This is a genomic window from Roseateles sp., from assembly GCF_036404855.1.
Lineage (GTDB): Bacteria > Pseudomonadota > Gammaproteobacteria > Burkholderiales > Burkholderiaceae_C > Pelomonas.
In genome coordinates, this window is record NZ_DASWYS010000118.1 from 1 (window position 1) to 9084 (window position 9084).

Below are 9084 nucleotides of genomic sequence, written 5' to 3' on the forward strand. Positions count from 1 at the left end.
TCGCGCCGCGCCTACGAACGCCAGAAGTACCGTCTGCAGGTCGAGCTGCTGAAGCTCCAGGCCTGGGTCAAGGAAACCGGTGCGCGGGTGGTCATCCTGTTCGAGGGGCGCGATGCGGCCGGCAAGGGCGGCACCATCAAGCGCTTCATGGAGCATCTCAACCCCCGCGGCGCGCGCGTCGTCGCACTGGAGAAGCCCGGCGAGGTCGAGCGCGGACAGTGGTATTTCCAGCGCTACGTGGAGCACCTGCCCACGCGCGGTGAGATCGTGCTCTTCGACCGCAGTTGGTACAACCGCGCCGGAGTCGAGCGTGTGATGGGCTTCTGCAGCGAAGCCGAATACCAGGAGTTCCTGCGCCAGACGCCGGAGTTCGAGCGCCAGCTCGTGCGCTCCGGCATCCACCTCTTCAAGTTCTGGTTCTCGGTCAGCCGCGACGAGCAGCGCCGCCGCTTCAAGGAACGCAAACTGCACCCGCTCAAGCAGTGGAAACTCAGCCCCATCGACATGGCGTCACTGGACAAATGGAGTGACTACACCCGTGCCAAGGAAGCCATGTTCCTGCACTGCGACACCTCGGATGCGCCCTGGACCGTCATCAAGAGTGACTGCAAGAAGCGCGCACGCCTGAATGCGATGCGTTTCGTGCTGAACCGGCTGCCCTACGCGGAGCGACGGCCGGAACACATCGGCTCGGTGGACCCCCTGATCGTCGGGCGGCCCGCTCTGGTGTCCGCACCGGGCGACGATTTGTTGGCATCCAGCGGCGCGGGCTGACGCCCTGCATGCCGGCAGATCGCTAGAATGCAGGGTTTCCGAGGAGCGTTGCAACCTCAACACCTTGAGGCCAGGCTCGGAAGTTCAGATCCCCCTGCAACTGCGCTCACCCGCTGGCCGATCGCGCCTGGGTGAGGCTCTCTCCCCTGCAGCGTCGCCAGCGGCTTCATTCGCTTGAAGGAGCCCGCATGAACGCACCTGCCCACATCGTCAAGGACCTGTCGCTGGCCGACTGGGGCCGCAAGGAAATCAAGATCGCCGAGCACGAGATGCCGGCGCTGATGGCCATCCGCAAGGAATACGCGGCGTCTCAGCCGCTCAAGGGCGCACGCGTCACCGGCTCGCTGCACATGACCATCCAGACGGCCGTGCTGGTCGAGACGCTGCAGGCTCTGGGTGCCGAAGTGCGCTGGGCCTCGTGCAATATCTTCTCCACGCAAGACCACGCTGCCGCCGCGCTGGCCGCCGTCGGCACACCGGTGTTCGCCTACAAGGGCGAGACACTGGAGGACTACTGGGACTACACCCACCGCATCTTCGAGTTTGGCGCCAAAGGCACCGCCGGCGAAGGCCCCAACATGATCCTGGATGACGGCGGCGACGCGACGCTGCTGATGCACCTGGGCCAGAAGGCCGAGAAGGACCTGTCCGTACTGGCCAACCCGGGCAGCGAGGAAGAGCGCATCCTGTTCGCCGCCATCAAGAAGAAGGTGGCTGAAGATGGCACCTGGTACACCCGCAAGAGCGCCGAGATCATCGGCGTGACGGAAGAGACGACCACGGGCGTGCACCGCCTGAAGGAAATGTCCGCCAAGGGCACCCTGCTTTTCCGCGCCATCAACGTGAACGACTCGGTCACGAAGAGCAAGTTCGACAACCTGTACGGCTGCCGCGAGTCCCTGGTGGACGGCATCAAGCGCGCCACCGACGTGATGGTGGCCGGCAAGATCGCCGTCGTGGCCGGCTACGGCGACGTGGGCAAGGGTTCGGCGCAGGCGCTGCGCGCGTTGTCGGCCCAGGTCTGGGTCACCGAGATCGACCCCATCTGCGCGCTGCAGGCCGCGATGGAGGGCTACCGCGTCGTGACCATGGAGTACGCCCAGGACAAGGCCGACATCTTCGTGACGACGACCGGCAACAAGAACGTCATCCGCCACGAGCACATGCTGGCGATGAAGAACAACGCCATCGTCTGCAACATCGGCCACTTCGACAACGAGATCGAAGTCGCCGCGCTCGAGAAGTACGAGTGGGAAGAGATCAAGCCGCAGGTCGACCACGTCATCTTCCCGGACGGCAAGCGCATCATCCTGCTGGCCAAGGGCCGCCTCGTGAACCTGGGTTGTGGCACGGGCCACCCGAGCTATGTGATGAGCTCCTCGTTCGCAAACCAGACGATCGCTCAGATCGAGCTGTTCGCGCACAAGGACGCCTACGACATCGGCAAGGTCTACGTGTTGCCCAAGCATCTGGACGAAAAGGTCGCCCGCCTGCAGCTGACCACCCTGAACGCGCAGCTGACGGAGCTGACCGAAGAGCAGGCCGCCTACATTGGCGTGCCCAAAGCCGGCCCGTACAAGCCCGACACGTACCGCTACTGACCCCGTCAGTCCTCATGCGCGCCGACCAGCTCCTCGTTGCCCAAGGCCTGGCGCCCACGCGCTCGGCCGCGCAACGCCTGATACAGAACGGCGTGGCCGAATGGGCCTCGCCCAATGGCTGGACCGCGCTGAGGAAGGCCGGCGAGGACTTGCCCGAGGCGGTCCAGTTGCGCGTCACCGACGACGCGGAACTGCGCTACGTGTCGCGCGGCGGGCTCAAGCTGGAAGGGGCGCTGGCTCGCACGGGCTTCGACGTCTCCAGCCACACGGTGCTGGACGTGGGCCAGAGCACCGGCGGCTTCACGGACTGCCTGCTGACCCATGGCGCACGCCATGTCGTCGGCGTGGACGTGGGCCACGGACAGTTGCACGCACGGCTGCAGGCCGACCCGCGCGTGACCGCACTGGAAGGCACTCATGTGCGCGAGCTGGGTGCGCTGCGCCAGCATGTCCCGACGGGCGGCTTCACGCTCATCGTCGGCGACCTGAGTTTCATTTCCATGATGGGCAGCCTCCCGATGCTGCTGCCCTGGCTGGAGGTGCACGGCCATCTGCTCGTGCTCATCAAGCCGCAGTTCGAACTGGGGCCACAAGCCCTGGGCAAGGGTGGTCTCGTCAAGGACGAGGCCGACTACCCGCGACTGGAAGCCCGCGTGCGCCTGGCCTGTACGGCCCTCGGCCTCAAGGTGCTGGACTACTTCGACAGCCCCATCACCGGTGGTGATGGCAATCGCGAATTCTTCTTGTGGGCCTCCCGATGAGCACTCCTGTTTCCTTCGAGTTCTTCCCCCCCAACACACCAGTCGGCGTCGAGAAGCTCAAGACCGTCGTGCGGGAGCTGGGCGCGCTGTCGCCGCAGTACTTCAGCGTCACATACGGCGCGGGCGGCTCCACGCGCGACAAGACCCTGGGCGCCGTGACGGACATCGCAGCGGCCGGCTTCGAGGCCGCGCCGCACCTCTCCTGCGTCGGTTCCACGCGCGAAAACATCGCCGAGATCCTGTCCACCTACCGTGCCCAGAACATCCACCGGGTCGTGGCTTTGCGCGGCGACCTTCCCAGCGGCACCGCTACGGCCGGCGAGTTCCGCTACGCATCGGAGCTGGTCAGCTTCATCCGCGAGACCCAGGGCAAGGACTGGCACATCGAGGTGGCAGCCTACCCCGAAGTGCACCCGCAGCAGCGCTACGCAGCCAAGGACTTGCAGCATTTCGCCGACAAGATGCGCGCCGGCGCCGACGGCGCCATCACGCAGTTCTTCTTCAACGCCGACGCCTACTTCCACTTCGTCGACGAGGCCCGCAAGCTGGGCGTCACCCAGCCCATCGTGCCGGGCATCATGCCCTTCCACAACTACGGCCGCATCGCCCAGTTCGCGCAGCGTGACGGCATCGACATGCCTCGCTGGGTGCAGATGAAGATGGAAGGCTTCATGGACGACTCGGCCAGCATCCGCGCCTTCGGGCTGGACGTGATCACGCGACTCTGCGAGCGCCTCATCGAGGGCGGCGCACCCGGCATCCACTTCTACACCCTGAACCAGAGCACGCTGACGCTGGAACTCTGCAGGCGCCTGGGTCTGGGCGGCTGAACACTCAGGCCGCCCCGGGGGCCTTCATCGCCGTCAGCGCCTCCAGCAGCACACGCACTCGCGGCGGCTGCAGGCGGGACGTCGGCATGACGACGCTAATCGGCATCGCCGCCGGCCGGCAGGATGCCAGCACTTCGACAAGAGCACCACTGGCCAGTCCCTCCTTCGCGATGTTGTCGGGCACCTGGGCCAGGCCCAGTCCCTGCGCCGCGGCCGCGGCGATGCCCTCGCCGTCGTTCACCTCCACCGTGGGCTCCGGCAGCAGGCTGACCGTCTGCCGGCCGCTGCGGAATTGCCAGGGTCGCTGGCGGCCCGTGCTGGGCAGGCGGAAGACGATGGCGGCATGTCCGGCCAGTTGGTCCACGCGTTCGGGTCGGCCGCGAGCCTCGAGATAGGCCGGGCTCGCCACCAGGACCAACTGCTGGGCGTCGAAGCGCCGCGCGACGAGGCGCGAGTCCTGCAACTCGCCGACGCGGATGGCCGCGTCCAGCCCGTCGCGAATCAGGTCCGCATAGCTGTCCTGCAGACGCAAGTCCAGGCGCAGCTCGCGATGCTGGCGCAGCAACCCACTGAGCACCGGCATCAGCACCTTGCGGCCATAGGTGATGGGGGCATCGATGCGCAGCGTGCCCGCCACTGTCTGGCGCGTGCCGGCGGCGTCGGCCTGCAGATCCTCCAGCTCGGCCAGCACGCGCTCGCAACGCCGGAACAGCCGCTCGCCGTCGGGCGTCATCGACACCTGGCGCGTCGTGCGGTGAAAGAGACGCACGCCCAGCGAGGCCTCCAGCCGCGCCACGCTCTTGGCAATGGTGGACGGCGTGCCGCCCAGGTCGCGCGCGGCCGCCGCAAAGCTGCCGCGGCGGGCCGTCTGGGCAAAGGCGATGAGCGGCTGCAGTCCTTGCATGGCGGGTCTTTGATTGAGGAATCTTATTCCTCAATGTTAGTCATTTCACCCATCTTCACGCTCCAGTCGACGGGCCAGACACTGCGGCTCTCTTCCAATCCCACGGAGCTTTCATGTATGTCCTTGAACAATCCACTCCCCAGCTGACCGGGCTGCCCGGCATCGCTCACGCAACCTGGGCCAGCCAGACCGAAGGCCTGCAGCAGCTCTCGGTGTGGCGCCAGCGCATGGCGCCTGGCACGGCCACGCCGCCGCATGTGCACGACTGCGACGAGGTGGTGTTCTGCCTCGCGGGCAGCGGGGAGCTGCACGTGGACGGGCAATCCCTGAGCTTCGACGCCAACCGGCTGCTCGTGCTGCCCCGCGGACGGCCGCACCAGATCTTCAATACCGGCAGCGTGCCGCTGGAAACCCTGGCCGTGTTCGGCCAGACGCCCGCACCCACGCGCTGGCCCGATGGCCGCGAGCTGCCCCTTCCCTGGCGCAGTTGAAGCGCGGAGGAGCGGCCCGCGCTGTTGCGCGGAGGCCCGGCAATCTCGCACAAGATTGACCCAACACAAAGCCACACCGACCCCGCGGGCAGGGTCACGCGGTCATGTTGCGCTGCATCAACTCGATCGCCCGGCGCAGGACGTGGAATGACTCCATCGGGGCCCGCCCCATTCACAGGAGCCATCCATGTTCAAGAAGATTCCCGCTCTCGTCGCTGTCCTCGCCGCACTGGCCGCGCCGCTGGCCCAGGCCGAAGAAGGCCAACTGCTGGTGCGCGTGCGCGCCCTGCACCTCGACTCGGCCAACAAGGACAGCACGGGCCTGGGCCTGTCCGTCAACAACAAGACTTTTCCCGAGGTCGACTTCAGCTACTTCGTCACGCCCAACATCGCGGCCGAGCTGATCCTGACCTATCCGCAAAAGCACAAGCTCTACTCCAACGGCAGCGAGATCGGCTCGCTCAAGCACCTGCCGCCGACGCTGACGCTGCAGTACCACTTCAACCCCACAGGCACCCTGCGCCCCTATGTCGGCGCCGGCCTGAACTACACCAACTTCTCCTCGGTGGAGTTCTCGCCCGCGGTGCAGGCGGCCCTGAAGCCCAGCATCAAGCGCAACAGCTGGGGCCTGGCGTGGCAGATCGGTGCCGACGTCGAGATCACCAAGGGCACCTATCTGAACTTCGACCTGAAGAAGGTCAACCTGGACACGACCGTCTATTCCGCCGGCACGTCGGCCGGCAAGTTCAAGGTCAACCCGACGCTGGCCAGCGTGGGTCTGGGCTGGCGCTTCTGAGACGAGGGCAAGTAGCGTCCACAAGGACGCTGTGACGCGCTTCGAGGGACGCGCCACATACTGGCGGCGTGGCATGGGCCTCCTCCCATAACTTCCACTCATGTAAATGAGCGGTTTACGTGAGCGGCCGTCACCGCGCATCCGCAAGAATGCGCGCCCATGAGCCGCCCACTCCTTGCGCTGGCCGCGCTGTGTGCCTGCGCGATCAGCGCGGCCCAGACGCCCCCCACCTCCCCGACCGCGCCGCCCAAGCCTCCCGCGGTCGCCGCCAGCGCACCCGCGTCCGCAGCCAGCACTGCCGGCAACCGGCTGGACCGCGTCGAGATCAGCAGCGGGCCCACCGCCAATAGCCGACGCCGCAACAGCACGGCCAGCAAGATCGTCATCGATCGGGAGGAACTGGACCGCTACGGCGACACCGTGCTGGGCGACGTGCTGCGCCGCCTGCCCGGCGTCACGCTCGGCGGCCGGCCGGGCCGCGGCGGCGACATCCGCATGCGCGGCATGGGCAGCGGCTTTACGCAGATCCTCGTCGACGGCGAGCGCGCCCCGGCCGGCTTCGCGGTGGAGGACCTGCCGCCCGACCAGATCGAGCGCATCGAGGTCTATCGAGCCCCCACAGCCGAGACCGGCGCACGGGCCATTGCCGGCACCATCAACATCATCCTGCGCGAGCCGCTGCAGAAGGCCAACCACGAGCTGCGCTTCACGCTGGGCCAGGACCGCAACGAACCACAGGCCGACTTCAGCTGGACGCGAAACCTGAAGTGGGGCGGGCCCAACGGCGACGAGTTCATCGGCGCCGTCTCCACGAACGGCGGCTTGCGCCGGCGCTTCAACAACATCGACTCGCACAACCGCGTCACCGACACGGAGACCGGGGAGATCATCGAGGAGACGTCGCAGGTCGGCACCAGCTCGGGCAACAGCGCCAACCTCAATGGCAACGCCCGGCTGCGCTGGAAATACAGCGACACGCTGACCTTCAGCATCGCCCCGTTCTTCGCGCTGTCGCAGAACGAGGGCAGCAGCCAGACCAACGCCGAGGGCACGCGATTTCGCGACATCCATGGCGAGAACGATGGTCGAATGCACAACCTGCGGCTCAACCTGTCAGCCAACTACCGCCCCAAGCCCGGCGAGAGCTGGGATTTCCGACTGGGCCGCGGCGGCTTCAAGAACACCAGCAACAGCCACCGGCGCGACACGCTGACCGTTGCGGGCATCACTACCGAACGCGCGCAGGACGACCACAACTTGGTCGACGAGGACCAGACCAGCCTGGGCGCCAAGTGGAGCCTGAAGACAGCCCAGGAGCACCAATGGGTGAGCGGTGTGGAGACCGAGCACAGCCAGCGCATGCAGGTGCGCGACACCCTGGTCAACGGCGCCGTCATCCCCGGCCTGGTGAAATTCGGCAACACGCTGGGCTCCAGCAACCAGCGATTCGCCGCCTACACGCAAGACGAGTGGAGCCCCAGCAAGATGTGGTCGGTCTACGCGGGCGTCCGCTACGAGCGCATCGAGACCCGCGCCGACGCCACCGGCATGCTGCCCGAGACGCGCAACGTCTCGCAGGTCATGTCGCCGCTCCTGCATCTGCTGTGGAAGCCCGAAGCATTCCCCAAGGATCAGGTGCGCCTGAGTCTGACGCGCAGCTACCGCTCGCCCAACCTCAATGACCTCATCGCCCGTCCCTCCATCAATGCGACCTACCCCGACGGCCCCAACTACCAAACCTACGCCGACCGCGCCGGCAACCCCGACCTCAAGCCCGAGCTGGCCACCGGCATCGACCTGAGCCTGGAGCATTGGCTACCCACCGGCGGCATCGTCTCGGCCAGCGCCTTCGTGCGTGACATCAAAAGCCTGATCCGCAGCCAGGTCATGCTGGAAACCGTGTCCTGGGACACGTCACCGCGCTGGGTCAGCCGGCCGCGCAACATGGAGGGTGCTCGCACCATGGGCGTGGAGTTCGAGCTCAAGGCGCGGCTGGACGAGCTGTGGGAGGAGGCACCGCCCGAGTTGCAGCTGATGCTGCTGCGCTTCAACTTCGCCCTCTTCGACAGCAAGGTCAAGGGCATCCCAGGCGCCAACAACCGGCTAGACCAGCAGCCCAAGGGCAGCCTGAACTTCGGCATCGACCACCGCTGGAAGGCGCTGGGCCAGAACTTCGGCAGCGGTTTCAACGTCAACTACGTGCCTGCCACTCGCGTGCAGCAGACCGAGACGCTGCGCCGCGAGGAAACCGCCCGCCACCAGTTCGACGCCTACCTGTCGTGGAGCAGCGGGGCGGTACGCGACGGCATCAACTGGCGGCTGTCCATGGCCAACCTGCTGCCGCGCGACGCGCAGTCGTCGTCCGAAGGTGTCGACCTCGACAACCATCGCCTGACCGAAAGCTGGTCGCGCAACCGGACCTTCCGCGTGGTTTCGCTACGCGCCGACATGCGCTTCTAGCCCGCATCGAGAATGCGGTCATGACTCGCCGCATCCTCTTCTTCTGCATGGGCAACATCTGCCGCAGCCCCACGGCCGAGGGCGTCATGCGCGCCAAGCTGGCGGTCGCCGGCCTCGACGTCGAGGTGGACTCGGCCGGCACCCACGGCTACCACGTGGGTGCACCACCGGATGCACGCAGCCAGGAACACGCCGCGCGGCGCGGCTACGACCTCAGCCTGCTGCGCGCCCGCAAGCTGGTCGCTGCGGACTTCTCGCGCTTCGATCTTGTGCTGGCCATGGACGAAGACAACCTCGCGAACGCGCAGGCGCTGTGCCCGCCGGCACAGCGTCATCGCCTGAAGCTGCTGATGGACTACGCGCCCCATGCCGGCAATCCGCACGTGCCCGACCCCTACTACGGCGGAGCAGCGGGATTTGACGAGGTGCTGGATCTCGTGGAAGCGGCCTGTGACGGACTCGTCACG

The 9084-nt window shown here is 66.7% G+C and carries 9 protein-coding genes and 1 riboswitch; of the genes, 8 read left to right on the plus strand and 1 reads right to left on the minus strand.

What is annotated here, in order from left to right:
* The 4 genes from ppk2 to metF form a co-directional block, all read left to right on the plus strand.
* Nucleotides 1-774: polyphosphate kinase 2 (gene ppk2 / locus VGF12_RS07835; protein ID WP_331175476.1), on the plus strand; the 774-nt coding region annotated here is incomplete at its 5' end.
* 34 nt (nucleotides 775-808) lie between these two features.
* Nucleotides 809-889, plus strand: a riboswitch (S-adenosyl-L-homocysteine riboswitch).
* Nucleotides 890-962: 73 nt separating this feature from the next.
* Nucleotides 963-2375: an adenosylhomocysteinase gene (gene ahcY, locus VGF12_RS07840; RefSeq protein WP_331175477.1), complete on the plus strand. Its 1413-nt coding sequence runs from the start codon at nucleotides 963-965 to the stop codon at nucleotides 2373-2375.
* A 14-nt stretch (nucleotides 2376-2389) separates the two neighbouring features.
* Nucleotides 2390-3136 (plus strand): TlyA family RNA methyltransferase, encoded by a 747-nt coding sequence (locus VGF12_RS07845; protein ID WP_331175478.1) that lies wholly within the window; start codon nucleotides 2390-2392, stop codon nucleotides 3134-3136.
* Complete coding sequence (metF, locus tag VGF12_RS07850; protein ID WP_331175479.1) at nucleotides 3133-3966, plus strand: methylenetetrahydrofolate reductase [NAD(P)H]; 834 nt, start codon at nucleotides 3133-3135, stop codon at nucleotides 3964-3966. Before VGF12_RS07845 ends, metF begins: the two co-directional genes overlap by 4 nt.
* Nucleotides 3967-3970: 4 nt before the next feature.
* Here the strand turns inward: metF and VGF12_RS07855 are convergent, their stop codons facing one another.
* The gene (locus VGF12_RS07855; RefSeq protein ID WP_331175480.1) at nucleotides 3971-4870 is read right to left on the minus strand and encodes a LysR family transcriptional regulator; all 900 of its coding nucleotides are present in this window, start codon (nucleotides 4868-4870) and stop codon (nucleotides 3971-3973) included.
* A 113-nt stretch (nucleotides 4871-4983) separates the two neighbouring features.
* On the opposite strand from VGF12_RS07855, the gene VGF12_RS07860 reads away from it, so the two are divergent.
* From VGF12_RS07860 to VGF12_RS07875, 4 genes are all read left to right on the plus strand, one after another.
* The gene (locus tag VGF12_RS07860) at nucleotides 4984-5361 is read left to right on the plus strand and encodes a cupin domain-containing protein (RefSeq protein WP_331175481.1); all 378 of its coding nucleotides are present in this window, start codon (nucleotides 4984-4986) and stop codon (nucleotides 5359-5361) included.
* A gap of 187 nt (nucleotides 5362-5548) precedes the next feature.
* Nucleotides 5549-6157 carry an OmpW/AlkL family protein gene (locus VGF12_RS07865; protein ID WP_331175482.1) on the plus strand — a complete coding sequence of 203 codons (609 nt, stop codon included), beginning with the start codon at nucleotides 5549-5551 and terminating at the stop codon, nucleotides 6155-6157.
* A gap of 159 nt (nucleotides 6158-6316) precedes the next feature.
* Nucleotides 6317-8617, plus strand: coding sequence for a TonB-dependent receptor (locus tag VGF12_RS07870; protein WP_331175483.1), 2301 nt, complete (start codon nucleotides 6317-6319; stop codon nucleotides 8615-8617).
* A 20-nt stretch (nucleotides 8618-8637) separates the two neighbouring features.
* A partial coding sequence (locus VGF12_RS07875) for a low molecular weight protein-tyrosine-phosphatase (RefSeq protein WP_331175484.1) occupies nucleotides 8638-9084 on the plus strand: 447 nt, incomplete at its 3' end.

Coding starts and splice junctions, on each gene's coding strand:
- ahcY (WP_331175477.1), top strand. CDS start 963: ATGAACGCACCTGCCCACATCGTCAAGGACCTGTCGCTGGCCGACTGG.
- VGF12_RS07845 (WP_331175478.1), top strand. CDS start 2,390: ATGCGCGCCGACCAGCTCCTCGTTGCCCAAGGCCTGGCGCCCACGCGC.
- metF (WP_331175479.1), top strand. CDS start 3,133: ATGAGCACTCCTGTTTCCTTCGAGTTCTTCCCCCCCAACACACCAGTC.
- VGF12_RS07855 (WP_331175480.1), bottom strand. CDS start 4,870: ATGCAAGGACTGCAGCCGCTCATCGCCTTTGCCCAGACGGCCCGCCGC.
- VGF12_RS07860 (WP_331175481.1), top strand. CDS start 4,984: ATGTATGTCCTTGAACAATCCACTCCCCAGCTGACCGGGCTGCCCGGC.
- VGF12_RS07865 (WP_331175482.1), top strand. CDS start 5,549: ATGTTCAAGAAGATTCCCGCTCTCGTCGCTGTCCTCGCCGCACTGGCC.
- VGF12_RS07870 (WP_331175483.1), top strand. CDS start 6,317: ATGAGCCGCCCACTCCTTGCGCTGGCCGCGCTGTGTGCCTGCGCGATC.